The organism is Saccharopolyspora flava (genome assembly GCF_900116135.1).
Lineage (GTDB): Bacteria > Actinomycetota > Actinomycetes > Mycobacteriales > Pseudonocardiaceae > Saccharopolyspora > Saccharopolyspora flava.
Genome location: NZ_FOZX01000006.1, coordinates 167,817 through 194,800, shown reverse-complemented (window position 1 = coordinate 194,800; position 26,984 = coordinate 167,817). Strand labels below are relative to the sequence as shown.

22 protein-coding genes are annotated in these 26,984 nt (G+C 70.3%); 8 read left to right on the top strand and 14 right to left on the bottom strand.

The features are described from left to right. Positions 1-45: 45 nt before the first annotated feature. From BM424_RS18805 to BM424_RS18770, 8 genes are all read right to left on the bottom strand, one after another. Complete coding sequence (locus tag BM424_RS18805) at positions 46-2,322, bottom strand: oxidoreductase (protein WP_245775958.1); 2,277 nt, start codon at positions 2,320-2,322, stop codon at positions 46-48. A gap of 370 nt (positions 2,323-2,692) precedes the next feature. Then, the gene (locus BM424_RS18800) at positions 2,693-3,445 is read right to left on the bottom strand and encodes an amino acid ABC transporter ATP-binding protein (RefSeq protein WP_093419739.1); all 753 of its coding nucleotides are present in this window, start codon (positions 3,443-3,445) and stop codon (positions 2,693-2,695) included. Then, positions 3,442-4,236, bottom strand: coding sequence for an amino acid ABC transporter permease (locus tag BM424_RS18795; RefSeq protein WP_093420117.1), 795 nt, complete (start codon positions 4,234-4,236; stop codon positions 3,442-3,444). Before BM424_RS18795 ends, BM424_RS18800 begins: the two co-directional genes overlap by 4 nt. Before the next feature lie 143 nt (positions 4,237-4,379). Further along, a complete protein-coding gene (locus BM424_RS18790; RefSeq protein WP_093419737.1) occupies positions 4,380-5,165 on the bottom strand; it encodes a basic amino acid ABC transporter substrate-binding protein in 786 nt (261 codons plus the stop codon). Between the two features lie 635 nt (positions 5,166-5,800). Next, positions 5,801-7,993, bottom strand: coding sequence for a VanW family protein (locus BM424_RS18785; protein ID WP_093419734.1), 2,193 nt, complete (start codon positions 7,991-7,993; stop codon positions 5,801-5,803). Between the two features lie 73 nt (positions 7,994-8,066). Beyond that, entirely contained in the window at positions 8,067-8,387 is a 321-nt protein-coding gene (locus BM424_RS18780; protein WP_093419732.1) for a GroES family chaperonin, read from the bottom strand. A 196-nt stretch (positions 8,388-8,583) separates the two neighbouring features. Further along, on the bottom strand, positions 8,584-10,398 hold the full coding sequence (locus BM424_RS18775) for an NHL domain-containing thioredoxin family protein (protein ID WP_093419729.1): 1,815 nt from the start codon (positions 10,396-10,398) through the stop codon (positions 8,584-8,586). Positions 10,399-10,504: 106 nt separating this feature from the next. Continuing rightward, positions 10,505-11,416 carry a LysR family transcriptional regulator gene (locus BM424_RS18770; RefSeq protein ID WP_093419727.1) on the bottom strand — a complete coding sequence of 304 codons (912 nt, stop codon included), beginning with the start codon at positions 11,414-11,416 and terminating at the stop codon, positions 10,505-10,507. 73 nt (positions 11,417-11,489) lie between these two features. On the opposite strand from BM424_RS18770, the gene BM424_RS18765 reads away from it, so the two are divergent. From BM424_RS18765 to BM424_RS18755, 3 genes are all read left to right on the top strand, one after another. Further along, on the top strand, positions 11,490-13,013 hold the full coding sequence (locus BM424_RS18765) for an MFS transporter (protein ID WP_342742632.1): 1,524 nt from the start codon (positions 11,490-11,492) through the stop codon (positions 13,011-13,013). After that, positions 12,952-13,653: a phosphotransferase family protein gene (locus BM424_RS18760; protein ID WP_342742631.1), complete on the top strand. Its 702-nt coding sequence runs from the start codon at positions 12,952-12,954 to the stop codon at positions 13,651-13,653. The genes BM424_RS18765 and BM424_RS18760 overlap by 62 nt, the downstream gene beginning before the upstream one ends. A gap of 132 nt (positions 13,654-13,785) precedes the next feature. After that, positions 13,786-14,751 (top strand): glycoside hydrolase family 26 protein, encoded by a 966-nt coding sequence (locus tag BM424_RS18755; RefSeq protein WP_093419722.1) that lies wholly within the window; start codon positions 13,786-13,788, stop codon positions 14,749-14,751. Between the two features lie 409 nt (positions 14,752-15,160). On the opposite strand, the gene BM424_RS18750 is transcribed toward BM424_RS18755, so the two are convergent. Both BM424_RS18750 and BM424_RS18745 read right to left on the bottom strand, forming a co-directional pair. Then, on the bottom strand, positions 15,161-16,351 hold the full coding sequence (locus BM424_RS18750) for an ATP-binding protein (protein WP_093419719.1): 1,191 nt from the start codon (positions 16,349-16,351) through the stop codon (positions 15,161-15,163). Positions 16,352-16,747: 396 nt separating this feature from the next. Beyond that, on the bottom strand, positions 16,748-18,025 hold the full coding sequence (locus BM424_RS18745) for an acetyl-CoA C-acetyltransferase (RefSeq protein WP_093419717.1): 1,278 nt from the start codon (positions 18,023-18,025) through the stop codon (positions 16,748-16,750). 126 nt (positions 18,026-18,151) lie between these two features. On the opposite strand from BM424_RS18745, the gene BM424_RS18740 reads away from it, so the two are divergent. Beyond that, positions 18,152-19,483 carry a 3-oxoacyl-ACP reductase gene (locus tag BM424_RS18740; RefSeq protein ID WP_093419714.1) on the top strand — a complete coding sequence of 444 codons (1,332 nt, stop codon included), beginning with the start codon at positions 18,152-18,154 and terminating at the stop codon, positions 19,481-19,483. A 14-nt stretch (positions 19,484-19,497) separates the two neighbouring features. Next, positions 19,498-20,334 carry a MaoC/PaaZ C-terminal domain-containing protein gene (locus BM424_RS18735; RefSeq protein WP_093419712.1) on the top strand — a complete coding sequence of 279 codons (837 nt, stop codon included), beginning with the start codon at positions 19,498-19,500 and terminating at the stop codon, positions 20,332-20,334. A gap of 95 nt (positions 20,335-20,429) precedes the next feature. Here BM424_RS18735 and BM424_RS18730 read toward each other — a convergent pair whose 3' ends face one another. Continuing rightward, positions 20,430-21,101 carry a TetR/AcrR family transcriptional regulator gene (locus BM424_RS18730; protein ID WP_093419709.1) on the bottom strand — a complete coding sequence of 224 codons (672 nt, stop codon included), beginning with the start codon at positions 21,099-21,101 and terminating at the stop codon, positions 20,430-20,432. A 109-nt stretch (positions 21,102-21,210) separates the two neighbouring features. Between BM424_RS18730 and BM424_RS18725 the strand changes: the two genes are divergently transcribed. The 3 genes from BM424_RS18725 (at position 21,211) to BM424_RS18715 (ending at position 23,099) form a co-directional block, all read left to right on the top strand. Beyond that, the gene (locus BM424_RS18725; protein WP_245775957.1) at positions 21,211-21,777 is read left to right on the top strand and encodes an SCP2 sterol-binding domain-containing protein; all 567 of its coding nucleotides are present in this window, start codon (positions 21,211-21,213) and stop codon (positions 21,775-21,777) included. 471 nt (positions 21,778-22,248) lie between these two features. After that, positions 22,249-22,533, top strand: a complete 285-nt coding sequence (locus BM424_RS18720) for a hypothetical protein (RefSeq protein ID WP_425442031.1) — start codon at positions 22,249-22,251, stop codon at positions 22,531-22,533. 95 nt (positions 22,534-22,628) lie between these two features. Beyond that, entirely contained in the window at positions 22,629-23,099 is a 471-nt protein-coding gene (locus tag BM424_RS18715) for a pyridoxamine 5'-phosphate oxidase family protein (protein WP_093420112.1), read from the top strand. A gap of 42 nt (positions 23,100-23,141) precedes the next feature. Here the strand turns inward: BM424_RS18715 and BM424_RS18710 are convergent, their stop codons facing one another. The 3 genes from BM424_RS18710 to pdhA are packed head-to-tail and all read right to left on the bottom strand — an operon-like array spanning position 23,142 to position 26,759. Continuing rightward, entirely contained in the window at positions 23,142-24,503 is a 1,362-nt protein-coding gene (locus BM424_RS18710; RefSeq protein WP_093419705.1) for a dihydrolipoamide acetyltransferase family protein, read from the bottom strand. A gap of 13 nt (positions 24,504-24,516) precedes the next feature. Then, positions 24,517-25,533, bottom strand: coding sequence for an alpha-ketoacid dehydrogenase subunit beta (locus BM424_RS18705; RefSeq protein WP_093419702.1), 1,017 nt, complete (start codon positions 25,531-25,533; stop codon positions 24,517-24,519). After that, on the bottom strand, positions 25,533-26,759 hold the full coding sequence (gene pdhA / locus BM424_RS18700; RefSeq protein ID WP_093419700.1) for a pyruvate dehydrogenase (acetyl-transferring) E1 component subunit alpha: 1,227 nt from the start codon (positions 26,757-26,759) through the stop codon (positions 25,533-25,535). The genes BM424_RS18705 and pdhA overlap by 1 nt, the downstream gene beginning before the upstream one ends. Between the last annotated feature and the right edge of the window lie 225 nt (positions 26,760-26,984).

The following is a 26,984-nucleotide window of genomic DNA, read 5'->3' as shown; positions in this document are numbered from 1 at the left end:
CCGCTCGGCGTCAGGAATCCCCCGAAGGAGCGGGAATTCCGGGGATCACTGGATGTCGCGGCGCAGGGCCCGGGTGATGCCGGCGGCCACCGTGGTGGCCAGGATCCAGCCCGCCGCGATGAGCGCGACCGTGATCCACTGCGAGGTCCCCGAGGTCCGCCACATCACGTCGTGGCCGAGGTTGATGATCGGCACCAGCTGGTCGACGGTGTAGAGCAGCGGGCTCCAGTGCGGGTGGTCCTCCTCGTTGACCGGCTGCAGCGGCCCGTGCATCGAGAACCACGTCGTGCCCGCCGCCGACAGCAGCACCAGCCAGATCAGCGCGCGCAGCGGGCGGTACCCGTAGCTGACCGTGATGAGCTGCAGGAAGCTCCACAACCGCACCGGCGCCCGGAACGCCGCGCGGGTGGAGGCCGCGATCGCCTTGTAGCGGCGGCGCTGCTTCTCGATCAGCACCGTGACCGCGTGCTCCTCGTTCCCGTTGTTGCTGAACACCCGAGCCAGCTGGTCGTACGGGCCGGGCTGGTAGCGGTCGCCGGAGTTGGCGCGCAGCCAGGCCAGCCGCTCCTGGACCTTGCCGACGTCGGTGGGCTCGACGCTGTCGGTGAAGTTGTCGTAGGTGAAGTCGTCGACGTCGACGCCGCCACCGGCCTCCCACAGCGCGGCGTTGTCGGACAGCAGCTCGCACTGGGCCTGCCGCAACAGGATTCGCCCCTTCGGCGGCTCCTCGACGTTGAGCGTCAGCTCCTGGACGACCATGCCGAACCCGTTGAGGGCGTTGCGGCTCAAGCCGTCCCCGAGCCGGGCGCCGTAGAAGTTGGCCTGCCTGCCGACCTCGGCCCGGCGCAGCTGGATCTCGCCCTCGGCGACGAACGGCCGAACACCCGAGGCGCACACCAGGTCTCGCGCGACGCGGGCGCCGCGCAGGTCGACCGAGGCCTTGTAGGCGAGCCGGTGCCGGTGCCAGGCGGGTTTGGTGAGCTCGGTGGCGCGCATGTCGAGGTTCGCGCCGACCGACGCGCCCTGCAGCTGCACCGAGCCTGCGATGTCGGCCTCCCGGCAGTCGAGGTTGCTGCCCACGGTGATCCTGCTGGCCTGCAGCACGTCGGTGCGCGCCCCGACCAGCCGCGCCCGGTTGAGCTGGAAGCTGCCGTGCACCCGCACGTCGGTCATCCGCCACTCGCCCCACACGTCGACCCGGCCGGCGGCGAGGTTGCCGCGGATCTCGGTGCCGTCGAGGTGGATCGCGCGCAGCGAGCGGTCCACGGCGGCCCGCGCGGTCTGCGCCCAGGTGAGGTCGATCTGCGCGCCGGAGAGCCGCAGGTCGCCCTCGATGCTGGTGCTGATCATGCGGATCGTGCCGCCGCTGCGGAAGTTCTCGTCCATCACGACGTCGCCGTGCACGTGGCTGCGGTCGGCGATGAGCGTGCTGGTCGGGTCGTCGTAGGGGGATTCGCCGCGACGCGGCGGGCTCATCCCGGGTTCCAGGACGGCGTCGCGCATCCGCAGGTCGCCGGAGATGACCGCGCTCGGGATGAAGACCAGCCCGGCCACGGTGAACGACCGCCCGGTGTTGGGGTCGACGTCGCAGCGCAGCGATCCGCCGAGCTGAATCCCGTTGGCGTTGAGGGCCAATCGGCCGCGGTTGCGCAGCGAGGCCCCGGCCAGCGTGAGGTTGCCGCCGATCTTGGCGCCGGGGATGCGGATCTCGCCCGCGACGTTGAGCCGCATCCCCAGCATCGCCCCGGTCACGGTGAGCCGGTCGGCGTAGATGGCCCGGTGCCCGGGGTTGTGCAGCTCGCTGTCGTTGAGCAGCAGCGATCCGCCGAGCTCGGCGTCGGCGAGGTCGATGACCCCGCCGCGGCTGGTGCAGTGCAGCAGGTGGGTGTCGCTGGTGGTGCGCAGGTTCCGGGCCTGCATCCCGGGCAGCAGGCAGTCCCGCAGGATCAGCCCGGCCATCGAGGCCTGCCGCACGTCGGGCGATTCGAGGAACCGGCAGCGCACGAACTCCAGCAGGTAGGGCAGTTCGGCGGCGCGCAGGTTGAGGCAGCCGCTGATCACCGCGTCCTGGATGAGGATCACCGGCTGCTGCCGGGCTCGCCGGGAGAAGGGGCGGCGGCCCGTCTCGTCCGGCGACTCGATCAGCCGCCGGGACAGGAACTCGCCCCGGATCTCCTGGTCGGGCTCGTGCTCCTCGGCGTGCACGTCGAGCGGGACGCCTCCCGGCGTCTCCGGAACGCCGCTGCGCAGCAGCTCGTCCACCCGACGTTCGGCCGCGGTCTGCGGACCGCTGCCGTTCTCCTTCACCCTGCCGCTCGGCACCCGTTGCCCCCGAAACCCCGTGAAACGTTTGTCGATCATCTACCCATAAGGACGCCCGACCACCACCGGAGGTTTCGCCCGGCCCCAGAAAACACCGGGATGGCGTAGGTGCGCTGCCGTTCCACGTGAAACGGCCCCGGCGTGTCGAAATTCGACACGCCGGGGCCGTTCGCCGTCAACGCCCGGGCAACCGGCGCAGCCGGTTTCTCCTCCACCACCCTCGCAACCCGCACCGCCGCGGGTTCTGAGCGGTGCTGTGGCGAGGACGCCGCGACGCCGTGTATTGGCATACATCAGGAGTGGCGCCCGGAGTCCACAGCGCCGCTCAGGTTCCGCTACCCGCACCGCCAAGCAGGGCGACCACCGTCAGCTATTCCTGGTGAATCGGGTCCAGGACGCGCGCCAGGAAGGTGCGGGTGCGCTCCTCCTTGGGATTGCCGATGACCTCGGCCGGTGGGCCCTGCTCGATGATGCCGCCGCCGTCCATGAACAGGACGCGGTCGGCGACCTCCCGGGCGAACTGCATCTCGTGGGTGACCACCAGCATGGTCATGCCCTCGTCGGCGAGCTGGCGCATCACGCCGAGCACGTCGCCGACCAGCTCCGGGTCCAGCGCGGAGGTCGGCTCGTCGAAGAGCATCACGTGCGGGTTCATCGACAGCGCCCGCGCGATCGCGACCCGCTGCTGCTGACCGCCGGAGAGCTGCGCCGGCATCGAGTCGGCCTTCTCCGCCAGCCCGACCTTGTCGAGGTTCTCCCGGGCGACCTTCTCCGACTCGTCCTTCGAGCGGCCGAGCACCTTGCGCTGCGCGACCGTCAGGTTCTCCAGCACCGACAGGTGGGAGAACAGGTTGAACTGCTGGAACACCATGCCGACGTGGCGGCGGGCGCCGTCGAGGTCGGTGTCCGGGTCGGTCAGCTCGGTGCCGTCGACCGAGACCTTGCCCGCCGACGGCACTTCCAGCAGGTTCACGCAGCGCAGCAGGGTCGACTTGCCGGACCCGGACGGTCCGATCACGCAGACCACCTCGCCGCGCTCGACCTGCAGGTCGATGTCGCGCAGCACTTCCAGCGAGCCGAAGGACTTGCTCAGCCCGGAGAGCTCGATCATCACGTCGCTCACTTGGCCTCCTTGGTCCGGACGCCGCCGAACTTGCGCTCCAGCAGGTCGGAGACGCGCGACAGCGGAATCGTGATGATCAGGTAGCACAGACCGGCGATCAGGATCGGCGTCAGCGACTGGTACTGGTTCAGCGCGCCCCGGCCGAACTTCGCCAGCTCGTACTGGTTGACCGACAGGCCCAGCAGGTAGATCAGCGAGGAGTCCTTGGTCAGCAGGATCAGCTCGTTGGTCAGCGGCGGCAGGATGATCCGGAACGCCTGCGGCAGCACCACGGTGATCATCGTGCGGCTCGAGGACATGCCCAGCGAGCGGGCCGCCTCGACCTGCCCCTTCGGCACGGCCTGGATGCCCGCGCGGATCGTCTCGGCCATGTAGGCCGCGCCGACCAGACCGAGGCTGAGCATCACGGTCGAGAGGTTGGTGAACTTGACGCCGAACGCGATCGGCAGGCCGTAGCCGAACGCGATGAACACCAGCAGCGCGGGAAGTCCGCGGAACAGCTCGATGTAGCCGGTGGCGAGCCACCGGTAGGGGGCGACCGGCGACATCTTCATCAGCGCCAGCAGCACGGCCAGCGCGAGGCCGAACGCGAAGCCCACCGCTGTGTAGACGACGGTGTTGAGCAGCGCGGTGGTGATCACGTCGGGGAACTGGGCCTTGGCGACCTCGACGTTGAAGAACGCCCGGCCGATCTGACCCCAGTCCGCGACGAAGACCAGCGCCACGACGGCCACGATCAGCACCGCGTACTGGATGCCGAGGTTGAGCCGTGCCCGCTGTCGTCGGCCCATGCCTGCCTTGGGCCGCTCGATCTCGGTTGTCATCGACTTCTCTCCATGTATCCGGCGGGCACCGCGACGGTGTTCGCGGCCCCGCAGCACCGCTCGGGGCCGGCGTGATCGACGCCGGCCCCGATCAGGCACGAATCAGCGGGTCACTCCGGCTTCTTGCCGAACCACTTCTCGTAGATCCGGTCGTACTCACCGGACTGCTTGGCCTTGGCCAGCGACTCGTTGACCTTGGTCAGCAGCGCGGTGTTGCCCTTGCGGACGCCGATGCCGTACTTGTCGCCGGTCACGAACTCCTTGGTGACCTCGACGTCCGGGTTGTTCTTGGCGAAGCTGTAGAGCACGCCGTTGTCGTTGATCGCGGCGTCGACCCGGTTGATCTGCACCCCGTTCTCCTGCAGGGCCAGGTCGTCGAAGTCCACGACCTCGTAGCCGAACTCGGCCTTGTGCTCCTCGGCGTAGTCCTTGCCGGTGGTGCCGACCTGCACGCCCAGCTTCTTGCCGCGCAGCTGGGACAGGTCGGTGATGCCCGAGCCCTTCTTGACCATCAGCGCCTGCTCGGCGTTGAAGTACGGGTCGGAGAAGTCCAGGTTCTGCTTGCGGGAGTCGGTGATCGTCATCGCGGCGGCGGCGACGTCGCACTGCCCGCTGTTGAGCGACTCACCCGACTGGATGCCCTCGTCGAAGGGGGCGTCGACGATCTTCTGCTGCACACCGAGGTCGCGCGCGACCAGGTCCACCAGGTCCACGTCGAAGCCGACGATCTTGCCGCCTTCGCCGGGGAACTGGAACGGCTCGTAGGGCAGGTGGGTGCAGGTGGTCAGCGAACCGGGAGCGATGAGGCTCAGTTCGCCGCCGCCCTGCGCTCCGCCGCTCGTCGTGGATTCGACACAGCCTGTCACTGCCACAGCCAGGGTCAGCGCAGGCAGCATTGCCAGCGCACGGAGGGTTCTGCGACGCGCCACGATGTAACTCCTAGTAGGTGAGAACGCGGGTGCTCGAATGGTGCCACTCGATCGGACGTAAACCCAATAGCTCGTGTTGCGAATCCATCAAGTTCGTCGAAAGCCGACATCAACCTCCAGGACATGGAACGGCAAACCTGACGCGACCGCAGCCCCGCCGCAACAGGATTTCCGGCCACCACCGCCAGTCCACCCCAGAACCCACCGGTCAAACCCCCACACCCTGTGTCCACCACCACGACCCCCGCGACCCCCACCCTCACCACGCGCAGTCACCAACCCGCTCCCGCCGGCACCCGAACCCGACCATCACCCGGGGTCACGATGCCGACGTCCGTCACCAGTGGACAGTTTTAGCCATAATTGTCCGGACAAAAAGGACATTGATCATGGGTGATTATGGCTAAAACTGTCCACTGGTGACCATGTCGACAAAGCTCCAAGCCCCCGATGTCGACATGTGCCCCGCGAAGGCGGTGGGGGCGCGAAGGCGGTGGGGCTCGCGAAGGCGGTAGGGGTCGCGAAGGCGGTGGGGGTCGCGAAGGCGACGAGGGCCCTTCCCCGGGTGGGGAAGGGCCCTCGTCGTTGGTTGTTTCAGCTGATCAGCGCGGTCCCTGGGGTGGGGGCGGGCAGTGGATGATCGGCTGCGGGTTGTACTTGACCTTCTTGTTCTCGGTGCGGACCTCGCCGGTCGTGATGTCCCGGATGGTCCGGGTGTCCACGACGGTGAACCCTGGAGCGCCCTTGCTCGGGCTGCACGGGCCGTCGGTCGGACCCGGCTTCTCCATCGGCGGCGTCGGGTCGGTGCGCGGACCGGTCGACGACTGCACGTCGAACTGCTTGGTGCCCCACAGCTTCACCGTGATCGACGACGGCGTCCACTCCGTGGTGATCATGATGCCGCTCTTGGCGACGTTCTTGAACTTCACGTCGATGAGGCTCTGCCCGCTCGGCGACTGGAACACCGTCGCCTCGCGACCCGCCGGATAGCGGCTGATGTAGTAGCTGTGCGGCTTGTGCTCGATGTCCTTCATGCCCGCGAAGTACGAGGCGTTGTACAGCGTCGTCGCGAACTGCGAGATGCCGCCGCCGACGGCCTTCGCCGGGTGGCCGTCCTCGATGATCCCCGACTCCACGTAGCCCTGCGGAACACCGCGCGGACCCGTGTAGCCGTTGAGGCTGAACGTCTCGCCCGGGCGCAGGATCGCGCCGTTGACCTGCTCGGCGACCCGCCGGATGTTCACGCCCGACGCCGCCTCGAAACCGCCGGTCTGGAACTCGCCGACGACCTCGCGGATGCCCAGCTGGTTGGCCTGGTCGGTGGTGAACTGCGCCGGCGCCGGCATGTAGACCGCCTGCACCGAGCGCTGCTGCGGCTTCCGCAGCGTCTCCAGCATCGGCGCCAGGCTCTTCTCCCAGTCCACGCCGACGCCGTCCTCGGACGGGTGCACGACCGGGACGCCGTTCTCCAGCTTGATCTCGGCGTTCTTGCCGGGCTTCATCGTCTCGCGCAGCTGCGGTTCGAGGGCGCCGACCAGCGTCGGGCCGTCGAGCGAGGCCGTGAGCCCGCCCTTTCCGTCCGGCGTGAAGCGCAGTGCCTGGGCGATCGCCTCCGGCTCCAGCGTCGCGTCCTTGCCCTGGCCGCGCACCGTCACCGGGGCGGACACGGCGGGCTCGGCGATCTCGTGCAGCGCCTTCTGCACGCCCTCGCGGGTGGTGCTCACCGGCAGCTGCGTGACCGGCAGCGGGATCGGACGTCCCTCGGCCCAGTGCGCCTGGATCTCGTTGGCCGCGTGCTGGATGTCGAGGTTCTGCCCCGGAACCGGGTTCACCGGGATCGGCTTGGTGCCCTCGAAGCGGATGGTGCCGTCGGTGGGCTCCAGCCCGAGCTGCGGGCTGACCTCCTGCAGCGCCGCGACCAGCTGCGGGCGGTCGCTGGTGCTGACCGGGGTGACCTCGTGGGTGCTGAACAGCGAGCCGATCCGGGTGAACGGGTTCAGCGGCTGGTCGTCGGCCTTCTTCACGGTCGCGGCCCAGTCCATCCGCAGGCCCACCTCGTCGGGCTTGACGGTGGCGCCGCGGTCGCCGACCTGCAGCCGCACCGGCTTGTCGAGGCCGGGTTCGAGCTCGTCGCGGAGCTTGCTCTCGGCGGCGGCCGGTTCGAGGGTGCCGACGTCGACACCGGCGACGACCGTGCCGCGCGGCAGCGATCCGCTGGTGAACAGCAGGTCACCGACGTAGATCAGGGCTAACGCCGCGACCGCGGCACCGGCGATCAGCCCGCCCCGGAGCAGCTTCTGCCGCTTCTCGTCGACGGGCCGGGGCTCGTCGGAGGTGTTCCAGCCGAGGTCGGTGCCCGCGACACCGCCGCCGCCGAACATCGCGGTCTGCGGCCCGTGCTGGACGGTCTGCTGCTGCGCGGTCGGCTGCTGCACCGTCGGCTGGGGCGGCATGGGCTGCTGCGGAGCGGCCTGCTGGGGTCCGGGCTGCTGGCCGACCGAGGGAATGGTCTGGGTGGCGCCGATCGGGAACCCGCTGAAGTCGGTGGGCAGCGCCGCGATCTGCTGGGTGCGCTCGGCGTCGGACTCCTGCGGAGTCTCGGGCTTCTCCGGCACCTCGGGCTTCTCCGGCGCTTCCGACTCCGACCGGGCGGCGGCGTCCGCCGACGCTTCGGGGTCCTGGACCGGCCAGGCCTGCGTGGTCTCGACGTCCGACGCGCTCTGCTGGTCCTGGTCGGTGCGCAGCCGTTCGGTCGACGGATCCGCACCACTGGAGTTGTCGTGGTTTTCCGGCACCGCTTCCCCTTCTCCTGTCGGTCCTGCGGTGGGGGCGTTGTGAGCTGCGCGCCCGCGCTCGCCGGGGGTCCGGCTACAGGTACAGGCCCGTGCCCTGGTCGGTCTGCTCGGTGGCCACCGCGTGCAGGTCCCGCTCCCGCATCACCAGGTACGCCTGTCCCTGGACCTCGACCTCGAACTGCTCATCGGGGTTGAACAGCACCTGGTCGCCCACCTTGACGGTCCGCACGTGACTGCCCACGCCGAAGACCTCACCCCAGATCAGCCGCTTGGCCATCTGCGCGGTCGCCGGAATCACGATGCCGCCGCTGCTGCGGCGTTCGCCGGACTCGGCGGCGATGCGCACCATGACCCGGTCGTGCAGCATCTGGATTTCGAGCTTGGCATCGGTCACCCGAAAAGTTTACTTGCCCCCGCCGGGTGACCCGGGCGCCAGGGGGCCCTCGAAACACCGCGTTGACCACGTGATTCGCGATCTCGCAGGGCAGCGCGCGACGACGGGGCCGACCCCGAGTGGGATCGGCCCCGTCCGCATCGTCACGACCTGGGCTTTTGCGAAGTCGGTACCAGTACGGTCTCGATTCGCCGGATCAGGCGTCCAGACCGCCCATCACCAGCGGTAGCCGGGCGGGACCGCTCGCCGAGATCGTCACCGGCACGCCCCAGTCCTGCCGGGTCAGGCGGCAGGCGGGGTGCTCGATCTGGTCGTCGTCATCGCAGCTGGCGGCCTGGGCGACCACGTGCAGCACGCCGTGCTCGACGCCCTCGGCCAGCACCAGGCGGCGGGTCAGGTCGGTGCCCACGCCCGCGCCCTCGACCAGCAGGTCCTCCGGGGTCGAGGTGATCTCCAGGCGGGTGGAGGGCCCGTAGCGCTCGTCGAGCTTGGTGCCGGGCGGCGGCGTGAACACCACGGCGAGCTCGACCTCGCCCGAGGCGATCTCCGTGGAGGGCCGCTTGACCTGCTGCGACGCGCCCTCGATCAGCTTCGCGGCCAGTCCCGGCGGCACCGGGCGCTCCAGCCGGTGGGCGGCGGAGGAGACCACGACGAGCTCGCCGTCGACGACGGTCGCGCCGGAGGGCTCGGCGAGGTCGGCGGCCAGGGTCGACACCTCGCCGGTGTCGGGTTCGTAGCGGCGGATCGCGCCGTTGTAGGTGTCGCAGATCGCGACCGAGCCGTCCGGCAGCACCGCCACGCCCAGCGGGTGCTGCAGCAGCGCCTTCTCGGCCGGGCCGTCGGCGTGGCCGAAGTCGAACAGGCCGGTTCCGACGGCGGTGCGCAGCGCGAACCCGTCGCCGTCGGCCTCGACCCAGCGCAGCGCGGAGGTCTCGGAGTCGGCCAGCCACAGCCGGTCCCCGCCGTCGGCGAGACCGGAGGTCTGAGCGAAGAACGCCTGGTCGGCGGCACCGTCGCGGAGTCCTTCGACGGTGGTGCCGGCGAACCGGCGGACCCGGCCGGTGCGGGGGTCGAACAGGCCGAGCGTGTGGTTGCCTGCCATCGCGATCACCACGCCGCCGGCGGGCTCCCACCAGGAGACGTCCCACGGGCTGGTCAGCGGCGTCTCCAGCGCGGGGCCGCTGTCGGAGCCGTCGCGCCACTGCTCACCGGTCCCGGCCAGCGTGCTGACGTGCCCGTCGGCGAGGCGCAGGCCGCGCAGCAGGTGGTTGACGGTGTCGGCGACGACCACGTCGTAGCCGACCTCGGCGGCGAGGTCGTCGGGCAGCAGCGCGAGCCCGGCGGGTTCGGCGAAGGTCGGCTCGGTGCCGTCCTCGCGACCGCGCTCACCGGTGCCGATGCGGCGCACCACGGTCTCGCCGTCGGACTCGAACTCCACCAGCGAGTGGTTCGCCGAGTCCGAGACCAGCAGGTTCCCGTTGTTCAGCGCGATGACCTTGCCGGGGAACCGCAGCGTCGTCTCCGGAGCGGGCGGCGGCACGTAGGGGCCGTCGCCGCGGTGCAGCGTGCCCTTGGCGTCGTGCTCGGCGATCACCTCGGTGATCACGCTGCGCAGCGCCTCGACGTGGCCCTCACCTGCTGCGACGTGCACGACGTAGCCCTCGGGGTCGAGGACGACCAGGGTCGGCCAGGCCTTCACCGCGTAGTTCTGCCAGGTGGTCAGCTCCGGGTCGTCGAGGACCGGGTGGTGCACGGCGTAGCGCTCGACGGCCGCCTTCAGCGCGTCCGGATCGGCTTCGTGCTCGAACTTCGGCGAGTGCACGCCGACGGTCACGACCTCGTCGGCGAACTCGGCCTCCAGCGGGCGGAGCTCGTCGATCACGTGCAGGCAGTTGATGCAGCAGAAGGTCCAGAAGTCGAGGATCACGACCTTCCCGCGGAAGTCCTGGAGCTTCAGCTCCTTGCCCCCGGTGTTCAACCACTGCCGCCCCACGAGCTCGGCGGCCCGCACCCGACCACGACGTTTCTGCTGCTCAGTCACATGAAGAGTCAACAACAACCCCGCAGGACGTGTTCCCGGAGGTGGCGCGCTTCATGACGCCGACCACCCGACCCGGTCACGGGGGCGGGAGGAGGGTGGTGGCCGTGGTGGTGAGGGTCTCCAGAGCGGTTCGGACGACCGGGTGCCGGGCGCCGCCGAGACGGGTGGCGGCGAGGATGCGGCGAGCCGGGGCGGGTTCGCCGCGCAGCGGGACGCGGACGACCGGCCAGTCGTGGAGCCGGGCGAGGCGCGGGACCAGGATGATCCCGAAGTGGTGCGCGACCAGGGCCGTTCCGGTGTCCCACTCGTCGGCGTAGTGGGCGATGTTCGGGCTGAACCCGGCCGACGTGCAGGCCGCGCGGACCAGCTCGTGGTAGGTGCTGCCGGGGCGGCCGACTATCCACTGCTCGTCGGCGACGTCGGCGAGCGAGACCCGCGAGCGCTCGGCGAGCCGGTGCCCGGCCGGCACCACCAGGTCCAGCGGGTCGTCGACGAGTTGTTGCTGGTCGAAGCGCTCATCCGCGGACGGCGGCAGGTCGGCGGTGTTGATCACCAGCGCCAGGTCGGCCTCGCCCGCCAGCAGCAGGTCGAAGCAGCGGGCGGGCTCGGCCTCGATCACCCGGACCTGGATCTGCGGGTAGTGCTCGCGCAGCGCGGCAGCGGCGGGCGGCAGCAGGTGGGTGGCCGCGGTGGAGAAACCGCACAGCGTGAACGGGCCGCTGGGCTCGTCGGTCGCGGCGGCGAGCTCGGCGTAGGCGCGCTCGGCCTGGGCGTGCAGCAGCTCCGCGTGCCGCAGGACGGTCCGCGCGGCGGCGGTGAGCTTGATGCCGCGACCGGACTGCGCGATCAGCTCGGTTCCGAGCTCCTCGGCGAGCTGGCGGAGCTGGTACGACACCGCCGACGGCGTGTAGTTCAGCGCCGCCGCGGCGGCCGTGACGGTGCCGTGGTGGGCCACCATCTGCAGCACCTTGAGCCGGGGATCGATCATGCGACGATTTTGCACGGTCGGATGCAGGAACGTCTGATTTTCTTCAGCAGTTTCCGTCGGCAGCCTGGAGACCGTGATCCCCTCGACGTCTCCCGCCGGCTCGGTCCGCACCGGCCTCTACGTCCTCGTCGTCCTCACCCTCGGCGCCTACCTCCCGAGCCCGCTGCTGCCCGGGTACCAGCACGACTTCGGCTTCAGCGACCTGACCACGACCCTGATCTACGCCACGTTCGCCCTGGTCAGCGCGCCCGCGCTGCTGGTGCTCGGTCCGGCCACCGACGTCGTGGGGCCGAGAGCGGTGCTGCGCGCGAGCCTGATCGCGGGCGCCGCGGGCTCGCTCTGCTTCGCCCTGGCCTCCGGGCCGCTCTGGCTGGCCGCCGGCCGCGCCGCGCAGGGCATCGCGCTCGGCGCGGCCACCAGCGCCGCAGGCGCCCTGATCAGCCGGCACTCCCGCCGCGGCCCGCTCCTGTCCAGCACCGCGTTCGTCGCGGGCACCGCAGCGGGCCCGATCGTCGGCGGGATCCTCGCCCAGCACGCCCCGGCACCCCGCGTCCTCCCGTACCTCCTCCACCTCGCCCTCCTCACCTACGCCTGGCTCCGCGTCACCGCCCTCACCCCTCCCCGCGACGAAAACCCCGGTTTTCATCACGTCGAAAACCCCGGTTTTCGCGCGACGAATGCGGGAGTTTTCGACGCGAGTGCCTTGTCCGGGGTGGTGCGGTTGAGGATTCCGGCGGGGGTGCGCCGGGTGTTCTGGTTCTCGGCGGCCAGCGGGTTCTCGGCGTGGGCGGCGGTGGGGTTGTTCCTGTCGGTGATCCCGGTGCTGCTCGACCGGGCCGGGCAGCGCGATCCGGCCGTGTCGGGATGCGTGGTCGGGTCGGTGCTGCTCTGCTCGATCGCCGCTCAGCCGCTGGTGCCGCGCCTCGGGGCGGTGCGGGCGCAGCGGCGCGGTCTGGCCGCGGTGTTCGCGAGTCTCGTCGTGCTGGCTCTGAGCAGCGGCGGGTCGGTGGTGCTCACCGCGATCGCGGCCGTCGCGGCGGGCGCCGGGCACGGGCTCGCCTACGGCGGCGCCGCCGCGGCGGTGGAGTCCGCCGCTCCCGCCGAGCGGCGCGGGGCGATCACCGGGGCGCTCTACCTCGCGTTCTACCTCGGGGCCGGCTGCCCGGCGATCGCGGTCGGCCTCATCACGCTCGGGCACCCGCTGGAGACGGCGATGTCGTGGGTGACAGCAGTGGCGGCAGCGTTCGTGCTGGTCACGGCGTTCATCGGAAAATCGCTCACCGAGGCCTCCGCGACCTGGCAGCATCAGCGGGATGCAAGCGGACATTCCGGATCGCACTTCACGAGCGCTGAACGCGGCGGTGGCCGCGGGCCGGGACCTCGGTCTCGAGGTCGGCGAGGCGACGGTGCTGCACGACCTGTTCTCCGTCGTCGTCCACCTCGCACCGTCCCCGGTGGTCGCGCGGGTGCCGGTGGTACTGCCCCGGAGCAGCGACGTCACGGTCCTGGCGACGCGGCAGCGGACGGAGCTCGACGTGGTGGCGTGGCTGGCCGAGCAGGGGCATCCGGTGATCCCGCCGAGCCCGCTGGTGCCTAGGGAACCGGTGCTGCGCGACGGGTTCTCGATGACGTTCTGGCAGTTCACCGAGTTCCTGGAGACCGTCGAACCCGACTACGTGCGCAACGCCGGCCTGGTCGCCGACCTGCACCGCGCGTTGCGCGAGTACCCGGGCGAGCTGCCGTTCCTGTCGGCGGCCGAACCGCAGTGGATCACCGATTCCCTGGAGGATCTCGGCGATCGGCTGGACCCGGCCGATCTCGACCGCGCCCGGCGGGAGTGGGCGGTGCTGGAACCGCTGGTGCGCTCGCGCTCGGCGTTCGAGTCCGAGTTCGGCGTCGACCTGCAGCCGATCCACGGCGACGCACCCGCGTTCAACCTCGTGCCGACCCCGAACGGCGAGCTCTACGCGGACTTCGAGCTGGTCGGGCTGGGTCCGCCGGAGTGGGACCTGGCGGCATTCGGGCCGGAGTGCGCGGCCTCCTACGACACCCGCGCCCGCGCGCTCGGCCTGCGGGAGCTGGACGAGCGGGTGCTGCGGTTCGTCAACGCCGTCGGGGCGCTGCGGTCGGTGTCGTGCCTGGCGCTGGCGCCGCAGCTGCCGATGCTCGCCGACGCCGTGCGGCCCGCGATCGAGCAGTGGCGGGGGATGCCGTTCGCCGGAGGGCTGACCGGCTGAACCCGGTGAGCCCGGGTGCCGGGTGGTCGCGCGGCGATTCGGAGCAGTGCCCGGCGAATACCCGCCAGCGCGGTTCCCCGAGGTGCGCGCGCTGCGCAGACTCCTGACCCTCCGAGTCGATCAGGAGGCGTCATGCGCCGTCGTGCCCTCGCCCTGCTCGCGTCCGCCGCGTGCCTGGCCGCCGTCCCGCTCCCGGCGAGCGCGGCGCCTCCGGCGGATCCGCTGGAGTACCTGAAGTCGATCACCGGCAGCAACGTGGTGTCCGGCCAGCACAACAAGGAACCGCTGTCGGACCCGACGCGGTGGACGCAGAAGATCCACGACATCACCGGCGACTACCCGGGCCTGTGGGGCGGCGACTTCCTGTTCGCCGATGCCGACGTGCAGCAGCGGCAGAACCTCGTCGACGAGGCGATCAACCAGTGGAACAACGGCGCCCTGGTGACGCTGACCTGGCACGTGTGCCCGCCGACGCAGGGATCGTCGTGCGGCTGGGAGGACGGCGTGATGAGCGACCTCTCCGACGAGCAGTGGTCGCAGCTGATCACCGACGGCACCGAGCTCAACCGGGCGTGGAAGTCGCGGCTCGACGAGGTCGTGCCCTACCTGCGGCAGCTCCAGGACGCCGGGGTGACGGTGCTGTGGCGGCCGCTGCACGAGATCAACGACGGCTGGTCCTGGTGGGGCGGCCGGCCGGGTCCCGACGGCAGCGCGGCGCTGTACCGGATCACCCACGAGCACCTGGACCAGCAGGGGCTGACGAACCTGGTGTGGAACTGGAACGTCAAGGACTCCAGCACCAGCGGGCTGCGCGACTACTGGCCGACCGACGACCGGGTGGACCTCGCCAGCATCGACATCTGGGAGAAAGCGGCTCCGTCGCAGTCGGACTACGAGGCGATGCGCGACGTCGCCGGCGGCCGCCCGATCGCCCTCGGCGAGGTCGGCACTGTGCCCACCCCGGAACTCCTCGACGCCCAGCCGGACTGGTCGTACTTCATGCTCTGGGCGGAGTACCTGGACCAGAACGATCCGTCGGAGGTCCAGCGCACCTACTGGGACGACCGGGTCCTCGTGCTGGACGAGATGCAGGGCTGATCACGCGATGAGGGGCTGATCAGGCGTTTCGCGGCCAGGAACGGCGGGAAAAGCGGCCCGGAAATTGGAAAGCCCCGCGATGCTGCCAGGTCGGGGGTCCGACAGCACCGCGGGGTCATCAGGAATATCGACACCCACCCAGCGTTCGTTACACACGTTCCACAGTGTGCCCTACGTCACAACCAATCACCTGTACCGGCGACCCCGACCCCACACCACGTGTCGATCTCACGCACCCCGCGAAGCCCACCATCGCCCCGTATTCATCAATCTAGCGCTGACGCTATACACCCGTAGACAACGCGATCTCGCGGTGGCGAGGTGCGGGCAGGGGACAGTTTTTCCTCGAATCACCCATGATCAATGTCCGTTATGTCCGGACAGTTTTCACTAAAACTGCCCCTTGCGCTCAGTCCTGGGTCAGCAGGTAGCGGCCGAAGTGCGGCACGGTGAAGGCGATCTGACCGCGCTCCCCGGAGTAGACGAGCCCCTTCTTGATCAGCGCGTCGCGAGCCGGAGAGAGCGACGACGGGCGGCGCTCCAGGTACTCGGCGATCTTGGCCGTGGGCGCGGGTTCGTCCTTGCCCTCCACCAGCTCCGCCATCGCGCGCAGGTACTCCCGCTCGGCCGGGGTGGCGCGCTCGTAGCGCGAGCCGAAGAAGCCCACCGCCAGCTCCGACTCCGCCTCGGGGGCGGCAAGCCGGACGTCCTCCTCGGCGATCTCGGTGCGCACCGCCGCGTCCCAGGCCGCCTTGCCGTAGGCCTGCACGAAGTACGGGTAGCCGCCGGAGACGGTGAACAGCTCGTCCAGCGCGGCCGGGGTGATCTCGGCTTCCTCCCGTTCGATCGGCGCGACCACCGCGCGGTCGGCGTCGGAGCGGTCCAGCCGATCGATGCGGACGTAGCGGAACAGCCGCTCCGAGTAGGACTTGCTGGCCGACAGCACCGCGGGCACGTGCGGCAGGCCCGCGCCGACGACCACCAGCGGAGCGCCCGACTGGGACAGCTCGTGGCACGCCGCGCACAGCGCGGAGACGTCCTCGGCCTGCACGTCCTGCATCTCGTCGAGCAGCAGCGCGATGCCGGTGCCGACGTCGGCGGCCAGGTCGGCGACCTCGGTGAACAGCTCCACCAGGTCGATCTCGATGTCGCCCGAGTCGGCCCGGCCGACCGCGGCGGGCACGTCGATGCCGGGCTGCCAGCGGTCGCGCGGCTTCGCGTCGTTCGGATTCGCCTTGAGCGCGAAGGCCTTGAGCACCGCCAGGACCTCCTCGACCCGGTCCGGCGCGCGGTGCCGGACGGCCAGGTCGCGGATCGCGCGGTGCAGGGCCGCGGACAGCGGACGCCGCAGCCCGGCCTCCGGACGGGCCTCGACCTTGCCTGCGCCCCAGCCCCGGCGGACGGCCATCGACCGCAGCTCGCCGAGCAGCACGGTCTTGCCGACGCCGCGGAGTCCGGTGAGCACCAGGCTCCGCTCGGGCCGGCCTCGGGAGACGCGTTCGAGCACGACCTCGAAGGCGTCCAGCTCGCGGGTGCGTCCGGCCAGCTCGGGCGGTCGCTGTCCGGCGCCGGGGGCGAAGGGGTTGCGGACCGGGTCCATAACCGTCGGACTGTATCCCCGTCTCTAGCGCGAATTCGATACTTCGCGAGATTCCGGTATCCCGTGTTGACCCCCGCCACCTCCCACCCGAACTCGGCTCCCCCTCAACCCCCGGTCGGACACCCACCCGGGTGGTTGACCGGATTACTCCGGTAATCGGGTCCCCGATTACGGCGGTAATCCGTCCACGACACGGAATACCACCGTATTCGGGTGCCGGATTACCGGAGTATTCGGGTCACCCCCGGCGGGATCGGGTCGTTCCTCGGGGAGTATTCGGGTGTATTGGGGTTTTGCTAGAGAGGGGTATTCGGGGTGATGGAGAGGTGAAAAGCCCCCGGTGACCTGGGTGGTCTCCGGGGGCTTTCGCTGGGGTTGTTGCGGGAGTAGAGCCGGTCAGCGCTCGATGATGGCGGTGAGGCCCTGGCCGCCCGCGGCGCAGATCGAGACGAGGCCCTTGCCCTTGCCCTTCTCGGCGAGGAGCTTGGCCAGGGTCGCGACGATGCGGCCGCCGGTGGCGGCGAACGGGTGGCCCGCAGCCAGCGAGGAGCCGTTGACGTTGAGCTTCGCCGTGTCGATGTCGCCGAGGACCTTGTCGCGGCCGAGCCTGTTCTTGCAGAACTCGGGGTCCTGCCAGGCCTTCAGCGTCGCGAGCACCTGCGAGGCGAAGGCCTCGTGGATCTCGTAGAAGTCGAAGTCGCCCAGCTGCAGGTCGTTGCGGTCGAGCAGCTTCGGCACGGCGTAGGCCGGGGCCATCAGCAGACCCTCGTCGCCGCTGACGTGGTCGACGGCGGCCGGCGCGATGTCCGACAGGTAGGCCAGCACCGGGATGTTGTTGGCCTTGGCCCACTCCTCGCTGGCCAGCAGCACCGTGGAGGCGCCGTCGGTCAGCGGGGTCGAGTTGCCCGCGGTCATGGTCGCGCCCTCGCCCTTGCCGAAGACCGGCTTGAGCTTGGCGAGCTTCTCGACGGAGCTGTCCGCGCGCAGGTTCTGGTCCTTGGCCAGGCCCTGGAACGAGGTCATCAGGTCGTCGAAGAAGCCGCGGTCGTAGGCGGCGGCGAGCCGGTGGTGGCTGCGCGCGGCCAGCTCGTCCTGGGCCTCGCGGGTGATCTCCCAGGCCAGCGCGGTCTTCGCGGCGTGCTCACCCATCGACAGGCCGGTGCGCGGCTCGGAGTTCTGCGGGATCTCCGGCACGACGTGCCCTGGCCGGGCCCCGGCCAGCGCCTTGATCTTGGCGCCGGTGGTCTTGGCGTGGTTGGCCTTGAGCAGCACGCGGCGGAAGTCGTCGTTGACGGCGATCGGCGCGTCGCTGGCGGAGTCGACGCCGCCGCCGATGCCGACCTCGATCTGGCCGAGCGCGATCTTGTTGGCGACCGAGACGACGGCCTCTAGGCCGGTCGCGCAGGCCATCTGCACGTCGTGGGCGGGGGTGCGCGGGTCGAGCTGGGACCCGAGGACGGTCTCCCGCGCGAGGTTGAAGTCGCGGCTGTGCTTGAGCACGGCGCCGGCGACGAACTCGTCGACGGTCTTGTCGGCCAGCCCGAAGCGGGCCACGAGCCCGTCGAGCGCGGCGGTGAGCATGTCCTGGTTGGAGGCGCGAGCGAAGGGGCCGCCGGATCGCGCGAACGGGATCCGATTGCCGCCGAGGATCGCGACTCGCCGAGCGGTGGCCATATCTGCTCCCTCGTTGCTGGTTCGTTCCTGGCCAATCTAACCTACCCGCGGGTAAGTTAGCCGTCGAGTGACCGTGCGACTTCGTGTCCGAACCCTCATGAACCGCCTCCTCGGGAGTGTCCAGAGATGTCCGATCGATACCTGCAGTTCACCCAGTCCGCGTTCGGGCGCCAGTTCGTCAAGAAGCTGGGGCTGCCCAACCCGACCCCGCTGCGCCGCTTCAAGCCGGGCGAGCCGCTGATCGCCGGGCCGGTGCTGCTCGGCGGTTCGGGCAGGCTCGCCGACTCGGTCAACGCGACGCTGCAGGACGTCGGCGCCGACGTGCGCAAGGAGCGCACCGACGACGAGCGCTACGCCGCGCTGGTCTTCGACGCCACCGGCATCACCTCCAGCCAGGGCCTGCGCGAGCTGTACGACTTCTTCGGCCCCGCCATCCGCCAGATCGACCGCTGCGGGCGCCTGATCGTGCTCGGCACCCAGCCGGAGACCCTGTCCGACACGCGCGCGGCCACCGCGCAGCGCGCCCTGGAGGGCTTCACCCGCACCGCGGGCAAGGAGCTCAAGCGCGGCGCCACCGCGCAGCTGGTCTACGTCGCCGAGGGCGCCGAGAAGGCCACCGACTCCACGCTGCGGTTCCTGCTGTCCGGCAAGTCCGCCTACGTGTCCGGCCAGGTCGTGCGCATCGGCAAGGCCGACGTGCCGGAGATCGCCCAGGACCGCCCGCTGCAGGACAAGATCGCGCTGGTCACCGGCGCCTCCCGGGGCATCGGCGCGGCCATCGCCGAGACGCTGGCCCGCGACGGCGCGCACGTGGTGTGCCTCGACGTCCCGGCGCAGGGCGGTGAGCTCGCCGAGGTCGCCAACCGCATCGGCGGCTCGACGCTGCAGCTCGACATCACCGCCGACGACGCGCCGGACAAGCTCGCCGAGCACTTCCGCGAGCGGCACGACGGCCTCGACATCGTCGTGCACAACGCGGGCATCACCCGCGACAAGACGATCGGCCGGATGAGCGAGGCCCAGTGGGACGCGGTGATCGCGGTGAACCTGGCCTCCCAGGAGCGCATCGACGAGAAGCTGCTGAGCAAGGACTCGCCGCTGCGTCCCGGCGGCCGGATCATCTGCGTGTCGTCGATGAGCGGCATCGCGGGCAACGTCGGCCAGGGCAACTACGCGACCTCGAAGGCCGGCGTGATCGGCCACGTGCAGTCCACCGCGCCGCTGGCCGCGAAGAAGGGCGCCACCATCAACGCCGTCGCGCCGGGCTTCATCGAGACCAAGATGACCGCCGCGATCCCGCTGTTCGTGCGGGAGGCCGGTCGCCGGATGAACAGCATGTCGCAGGGCGGCAAGCCGATCGACGTGGCCGAGACCATCGCCTGGTACGCCAACCCCGCGTCGGCCGGCGTGAACGGCAACGTGGTCCGGGTCTGCGGCCAGAGCCTGCTCGGCGCCTGAGGTCTGGAGGGACGATGCCGGAACTTTCCACCGCTCCCAGCCTGGGGCCGCTGTACCTCAAGGCCGCCGCGACCGGCCCGACCCGGCGCGGCGGCGAGCTGCCGGAGACCGAGTACGTGCGGCGCGGGATCACCGTCGACCCCGTCGAGCTGGCCGAGTACAACCGGGTCTGCGGGTTCAGGCTGCGCGACGAGCTGCCGGTCACCTACCCGCACATCCTGTCGTTCCCCGCGTCGGTGCAGCTGATGACCGACAAGGGCTTCCCGTTCCCGCTGGTCGGCCTGGTGCACGTGGCCAACCGGATCCAGCAGGACCGGCCGGTGCTGGTGACCGACGAGCTGACCCAGGTGGTCAAGGTCGCCGACCTGCGCCCGCACCCGAAGGGCAAGCAGTTCGACGTGGTCACCGAGACCAGCGTGGACGGCGAGGTCGTGTGGCGGGAGACCTCCACCTACCTGCGCGTGGGCAAGCGGGACGAGAGCGCCCCGCAGAAGCCGCGCCGGGAGATCGAGCCGGGTTCGCCCTCGGGGACCTGGCGGGTGCCCGCCGGTCTCGGCCGCGAGTACGCGGCGGTGTCCGGTGACCGGAACCCGATCCACCTGCACGCGCTGACCGCGAAGGCCTTCGGCTTCCCGAAGGCGATCGCGCACGGCATGTGGTCCAAGGCCCGCTGCCTGGCGGCCCTGGAGGGGCGTCTGCCGGAGGCGTTCACCGTGGACGTCGACTTCGCCAAGCCGCTGCTGCTGCCGTCGAAGGCCGACTTCACGATGCGCCGGACCGCCGCGGGCTGGGACTTCGCCCTGCACTCCCGCTCCGGAAAACCCCACCTCACGGGCTCCGTCACGGCCTGACGAGAAGTCCTCGCGGCGAATACCGCAGGTTTTGACCGGTCAAAACCTGCGGTATTCGTCCGGTCGAATACCGCAGGTTTTGTCCTCGGGGTGGGTCAGGACGGGGTGGGGGTTTCCGCGGTGGGGAACCAGGAGCGGCCTTCGACGAGTTCGCCGAAGCCGAGCCAGAGCATGTTCATCAGCCGCATGGCCATGCCCTCGGCCGTGAAGTCGGGGTGCTGGAACCACCACTCGACCAGGGCCTCGCCCGCGCCCACCAGGGCGGCGGCGAAGGGTTCGGTCTGCTCGGACTGCATCGGCTGGGGCGACTGCGTGGTGGCCTCGGCCAGCAGCGCCGCGATCAGGTCGGTGGCGCGTTCCCGCCACTCGGAGAGCTCCTGGACGTAGGGCTCGCCGGGCACGTCGCCCTGGCGGTGCAGCAGCTGCCACCCGGCCTTGTTGACCTGCACGTACTCGAAGAACATGTGCAGCCGGTGCCAGAGCTGATCGGCCGGGGTCGCGACCTCGCCGATGTCGGCGCCGATGGCCTCGACGAGCTTCGCCGCCTCGCGCCGGACGCAGGCGATGAACAGCTCGTCCTTGGCGCCGAGGTAGGCGTAGAGCATCGGTTTCGAGATGCTCGCGGTCTCGGCGATCTCGTCCATCGACGCGTTGTGGAACCCGTGCTTGGCGAACACCTCCACGGCCGCGTCGAGAATCTGACGCTCCCGCACCTCCCTGGGCAGGCGCCGGGACCGGGGGCGCTCGCTGTCCCGATGTTCTTCCATCTCACCTCATACGCTGGTAATTCGCCTCAGGTTAGTGGAGCGACTCAAGTTCGTGCGGCTTGCCCGCCAACCTACTCGGACGTAGTCTTACTCCCCAGTAGCTTTGGAGGTGGCAGCGTTGCCGCAGTCCCGATCGGACCCCGAGCCCTCGACCCTCGCCGACGTCGACCCCCGCGCGACCGACAAGGCCGAGCTGGTCCGGCTGCTGCACGCCGCCTCCGAGAGCGCCGCCCACGACGACCTCGATCTCAGCGCGCTCACCCCCGAGCAGTTCGCCCGGCTGATCTCCCGTTCGTCGGTCGACCAGCTCAACGCCGTGCTCGCCGAACCCGCGCTGCGCGAGCGCATCCTCGACGAGATCTTCCGGCGCATGAGCGAGCACTACCAGCCCGAACACGCCAAGCGCAGGCACGCCGTCGTGAACTGGCGGATCGGCAAGGCCGACGACCTGCTGCACTTCCAGTGCGAGCTGGCCGACGGCCGCTGCCGGGTGACCAAGGGCGCCCAGCACGACTCGCCCACGGTCACCATCACCATGACCCCGCTCGACTTCCTCCAGCTGACCTCGGGCAACACCACCGCCCCGAAGCTGGTGATGTCCCGTCGGGTCCGGCTCGCCGGGGACATCGGCTTCGCCGTCAACCTGCCCAAGCTGTTCCAGATCCCGAGGGCGTGACGCCCGCGCACCAGACACCGGGTCGCCGGAAAGCCCCCCACGACGACCCGGCCACCAGCGGACGGGCCGCGCTCCCGACCCCCAGCGGAGCACGGTCCGTTCGCGCGTTCTCTGGTGATTCCCCTAGCAGATCAACTTGTTCTGCGGGTTAACCGCAGGTCAGTGGCATATGACACGGTGCGGAATGGCACAACGGCTACCGGCGTTGACACCGTTGAGGGCAGTATGCAGCCTGGCCGCGTTGTGAGATCGGTTCATCTCGCTGGATCGTGATCGCTGTTGCACCATGTGCGTGGACAGGTGCAACAGGGTTCGTCCGATTGGATGAACTGCGTGCCGATGCGTCAGGATGAGCACCGGCACGCGTCCCACCGATGAGTGAAGGACCGACGGTCCGGAGCACATCGAACGGGCTCTGCGGGGAGAGCTCGGCCCGGCCAACGCTTCGATGACGAACGGGAGGGCGAAGCGGTGAAGAAGTTGACGACGCCTGAGGCGGAGACTCCGATCTTCCGAGAGATCAACAAGGAGCTCGGCGAGCTGCCGGAGATCGACATCCACGACTTCGACAAGCACGCATTCGATTTTCTCCGCGAGTACGACGAGCAGAAGTCCCAGGAAGCCGAGCAGGAGACCCCGGCTGAAGCGGCCGAACCGGTCGCCGTGTCGGCGGGCTCGACCACCTCGGATTCCGGTTCCGCGAGCTCCGAGACCTCCGGAGGCCGCCGAGGAGGGCGTCGCCGCAAGGGCAACTGAGCAGACTTGGCCGAACGGCCCGCACCATCCGGGGAGATGGTGCGGGCCGTTCCGCTGTCCGCGCGGTGTCGGACCCCCGTGCCAGTCTGGTCGGCGTGACCGGATGGCGGGAGTTCACCGAACAGGCACCCGAGCTGGCCGCGGCCGCTCGGGCACGACTCGAATCGGCGCAGCACCACGTGCTGGCGACGCTGCGCGCGGACGGATCGCCGCGGGTCAGCGGCAGCGAGGTCGGCTGGTACCGGGACGAGCTCGTGCTCGGTTCGATGCCGGGCGCGCGCAAGGCCCGCGACCTGCAGCGCGACGGGCGGTTCGCGATCCACGCCAATCCCGGCGACGGCACGATGACCGAGCCGGACGTCAAGATCTCCGGGCTGGCCACCGAGGTGACCGGCGACGACCAGGCCGCCTGGGTCGCCGAGGCCGGGCCGCCGCAGTCCGACGCGCACCTGTTCCGCTGCGCGCTCACCGAGGTCGTCACCACCACCGTCGCCGACGACCAGACCCACCTCGTGATCACCTCGTGGACCCCTGACCAGGGCGTTCGCGTCTTCAAGCGCGCATGAGAAAGCGCCCCCGGACGTTCCGGGGGCGCTCTCCCGCGCGGATCAGTAGGTGAAGGCCAGGCTCGGGTTGGCCAGCAGCGCGCCGACGTCGGCGAGGTACTGGGAACCCTGCTGACCGTCGACCACCCGGTGGTCGAAGCTCAACGCGAGCTGGCAGACCTTGCGCGGCACCACCTGGCCGTCGACCACCCACGGCATGTCGCGGATCGCGCCGAACGCGAGGATCGCGGACTCACCGGGGTTGATGATCGGCGTGCCGGTGTCGACGCCGAAGACGCCGACGTTGGTGATGGTGATCGTGCCGCCGACCATGTCCGCCGGGGCCGTCTTGCCGTCCCGGGCGGTGTTGGTCAGCTGCTCCAGGGCCTCGGCGAGCTCGCGCAGCGACATCCCGTCGGCGTCCCGGACCTTGGGCACCACCAGGCCGCGCGGCGTGGCCGCGGCGACCCCGAGGTGCACGTAGTCCTTGTAGACGATCTCGCCGGCGGCCTCGTCCCAGGTCGCGTTGACGTCCGGGGTCCGGCGGGCGGCCAGGCACATCGCCTTGGCCGCGAACGCCAGCGGCGTGATCTTCACGCCGCGGAACGCCGGGTCCGACTTGAGCTGCTCGCGCAGCTCCATCATCGGCGTGACGTCGACGGTCAGGAACTCGGTGACGTGCGGTGCGGTGAACGCGCTGTCCACCATCGCCTGCGCGGTCGCCTTCCGGACGCCCTTGATCGGCACCCGCCGCTCGCGCGCCCCGGACGGGGTCGCCACCGGGGTGGCCGTCGAGGCGGACGGGGTGGCCGCGGTCCGCACGTCCTCGCGGGTGATCACGCCGCCCGTGCCGGACCCGGCCAGCGACCGCAGGTCCACGCCGAGGTCCTTGGCGAGCTTGCGGACCGGCGGCTTGGCCAGCGGAACGGCCCCGCGCACCTCCTCGACCTGCGGAGTCCGCGGTTCCGGCGGCGCGACGGTCGCCGTGCCGCCGCCGTTCGCGCCGGTGCCGTTGGTGGCCGCGCCGCCGGTGGCAGCGCCGTTCACCCGGTCCTTGCGGGGACGCCGCTTGGCGGACGAGGTCCGCGGACCGTAGCCGACCAGCGTGGCGATGCGGCCGTTCGACTCCTCACCGATCTTGCCGGAGCTCTCCTGGGGTTCCGGCTCGGGTTCGGGCTCGGCCCCGGCCATCTCGATGCTGATGATCGGCGTGCCGACCTCGACGGTCTGACCCGGCTCCACCAGCAGTTCGCGGATCGTGCCCGCCCAGGGGCACGGCAGCTCCACCGAGGCCTTGGCGGTCTCGATCTCCACGATCACCTGGTTGACGGTGACGTTCTCGCCGGCCTGCACCTTCCAGCCGACGATCTCCGCCTCGGTCAGCCCCTCGCCGACGTCGGGCAGGGGGAACTTCTTGAGCGCCATCGATGAACTCCCCTCAGTACGCCAGCGAGCGGTCGACCACGTCCAGCACCCGGTCGAGGTCGGGCAGGTAGCCCTCCTCCAACTTCGACGGCGGGTAGGGCGTGTCGAACCCGGTCGCCCGCAGCACCGGGGCCTCCAGCGAGTAGAAGCACTCCTGCTGCACCCGGGTGGCGATCTCGGAGGTCACCGACGACTCCGCCGGGGCCTCGCTGACCAGCACCAACCGGCCGGTGCGGCGCACCGACTCGAAGACCGGGCCCAGGTCCAGCGGGGACAGCGCGCGCAGGTCCACGACCTCCAGGTCGAGCCCGTCCTCGGCCGCGGCGGCCGCGGCGTCCAGGCAGGTCCGCACCATCGGGCCGTAGGCGGCGACGGTGACCGCCGAGCCGGGCCGGGCGACCCGCGAGTTCAGCAGCGGCAGCGGATCGATCGAGGTGTCCAGCTCCGCCTTCTCGTAGTAGCGGCGCTTGGGCTCGAAGAACAGCACCGGGTCGTCGCACTCGATGGCCTGCTGCAGCATCCAGTAGGCGTCCACCGGGTTCGAGCAGGACACCACCTTCAGGCCCGCGATGTGCGCGAACAGCGACTCCGGCGACTCCGAGTGGTGCTCGACCGCGCCGATGCCGCCGCCGTAGGGCACCCGGATCACGATCGGCATCGTGACCTTGCCCTGGCTGCGGTAGTGCAGCTTGGCGAGCTGGCTGATGATCTGGTCGAAGCCGGGAAAGATGAACCCGTCGAACTGGATCTCGCACACCGGCCGGTAGCCGCGGATGGCCAGGCCGATCGCGGTGCCGATGATCCCGGACTCGGCCAGCGGGGTGTCGAGCACGCGGTGCTCGCCGAAGTCCTTCTGCAGTCCGTCGGTGATCCGGAAGACGCCGCCGAGCTTGCCGACGTCCTCGCCCATGACCAGCACCTTCGGGTCGCGCTCCAGCGAAGCGCGCAGACCCATGTTCAGCGCCTTGGCGATGGTGACCGTCTGGGTCCCCGACGCGGTGGTCGGGCGTTCGAGAGCGGGTGCGGCCATCAGCGAACACCTCCTGCAACGGTCTCGTCGGCGAATCCGGCCAGGTAGGACAGGTAGTCCTCGCGCTGCGCGGCGAGCTGCGGGCTCTCCTCGGCGTAGACGTTCGAGAAGATCCGCTCCGGCGGCGGTTCCGGCATGTTGAAGCAGAACTCGCGGAAGCGCTCGGCGAGCCGGTCGGCTTCGGCGTCGACGGAGTCGAAGAAGTCCTGGTCGGCGGCGTGCTCGCGGATCAGGTGCACGCGCAGCCGCTCGATCGGGTCCTTGAGCTTCCAGGCCTCCTGCTCGTCCGTCATCCGGTAGCGGGTCGGGTCGTCGGAGGTCGTGTGGGCGTCCATCCGGTAGGTGAACGCCTCGATGAGCACCGGGCCGTTGCCGTTGCGGCACTCGTCCAGCGCCCACTTCGAGACCGCCAGGCAGGCCAGCACGTCGTTGCCGTCCACCCGGATGCCGGGGAAGCCGTAGCCGCTGGCGCGCTGGTAGAGCGGTACTCGGGTCTGGCGCTCCAGCGGTTCGGAGATCGCCCACTGGTTGTTCTGGCAGAAGAACACGACCGGCGAGTCGTAGACGGCCGACCACACCATCGCCTCGTGCACGTCGCCCTGGCTGGTGGCGCCGTCGCCGAAGAACACCATGGTCGCTTCGCCGTCGGGGTCGCCGACCTTGCCGTCGAAGCGCTGGCCCATCGCGTAGCCGGTGGCGTTGAGGCACTGGTTGCCGATGACGATCGTGTACAGGTGGAACCCGGTGCTCGTGGGGTCCCAGCTGCCGTGGTCGGTGCCGCGGAAGATGCCGAGCAGTTCGGTGGGGTCGATGCCCCTGGCCCAGGCAACGCCGTGCTCCCGGTAGCTCGGGAAGGCCATGTCCTGCGGTTTCAGCGCTCGGCCCGCCCCGATCTGGGCGGCCTCCTGGCCGAGCAGCGGAACCCAGATGCCCAGCTGGCCCTGGCGCTGCAGGGCGTTGCCCTCCCGGTCGGCGCGGCGGACCAGGACCATGTCGCGGTACAGGTCGCGCAGTTGCTCGGGGGAGATGTCGATGTCGAATTCCGGGTGCTGGACCCGCTGGCCTTCCGGGGTGAGGAGCTGAACGAGGTCAGCCCCACCTTCACTCGTCGCGCGCAAACCGGCGATCACCTGCTCCCGTGTGGGCTTGGCTGCGGTTGCGGCAGGGAGCTCGGTGCGCTTCTCGGGTGCGTCGCCGGATGAGGACGTCCATTGCTCGGGGGACATGTGTGATCTCCTCGTGTCGCGCCGATGACACCGCTTGTGGCGGTGCCGACCGGCTGCCCCGACGGCCTGCCGGTGACCTGGTGGGTCACTCGGACGGCCGAGCGGAGCGGTGGATCGCTCCTCGTCATCCTGGCACGAAAACCCCGTGATCCGTGAGCCCTGCCACAGGGAGTGGATCGGTTCAGCGGCGAGCGATCGACTCCCGTGAGGTCACGTTAGTTCTTC

Excerpts from the sequence above, each read along its gene's own strand:
- BM424_RS18745 (WP_093419717.1), bottom strand. The coding sequence starts at position 18,025 with ATGGCCACCGCTCGGCGAGTCGCGATCCTCGGCGGCAATCGGATCCCG.
- BM424_RS18710 (WP_093419705.1), bottom strand. The coding sequence starts at position 24,503 with ATGGCGCTCAAGAAGTTCCCCCTGCCCGACGTCGGCGAGGGGCTGACC.
- BM424_RS18750 (WP_093419719.1), bottom strand. The coding sequence starts at position 16,351 with ATGGACCCGGTCCGCAACCCCTTCGCCCCCGGCGCCGGACAGCGACCG.
- BM424_RS18795 (WP_093420117.1), bottom strand. The coding sequence starts at position 4,236 with ATGGGCCGACGACAGCGGGCACGGCTCAACCTCGGCATCCAGTACGCG.
- BM424_RS18755 (WP_093419722.1), top strand. The coding sequence starts at position 13,786 with ATGCGCCGTCGTGCCCTCGCCCTGCTCGCGTCCGCCGCGTGCCTGGCC.
- pdhA (WP_093419700.1), bottom strand. The coding sequence starts at position 26,759 with ATGTCCCCCGAGCAATGGACGTCCTCATCCGGCGACGCACCCGAGAAG.
- BM424_RS18730 (WP_093419709.1), bottom strand. The coding sequence starts at position 21,101 with ATGGAAGAACATCGGGACAGCGAGCGCCCCCGGTCCCGGCGCCTGCCC.
- BM424_RS18790 (WP_093419737.1), bottom strand. The coding sequence starts at position 5,165 with ATGCTGCCTGCGCTGACCCTGGCTGTGGCAGTGACAGGCTGTGTCGAA.
- BM424_RS18735 (WP_093419712.1), top strand. The coding sequence starts at position 19,498 with ATGCCGGAACTTTCCACCGCTCCCAGCCTGGGGCCGCTGTACCTCAAG.
- BM424_RS18770 (WP_093419727.1), bottom strand. The coding sequence starts at position 11,416 with ATGATCGATCCCCGGCTCAAGGTGCTGCAGATGGTGGCCCACCACGGC.
- BM424_RS18705 (WP_093419702.1), bottom strand. The coding sequence starts at position 25,533 with ATGGCCGCACCCGCTCTCGAACGCCCGACCACCGCGTCGGGGACCCAG.
- BM424_RS18740 (WP_093419714.1), top strand. The coding sequence starts at position 18,152 with ATGTCCGATCGATACCTGCAGTTCACCCAGTCCGCGTTCGGGCGCCAG.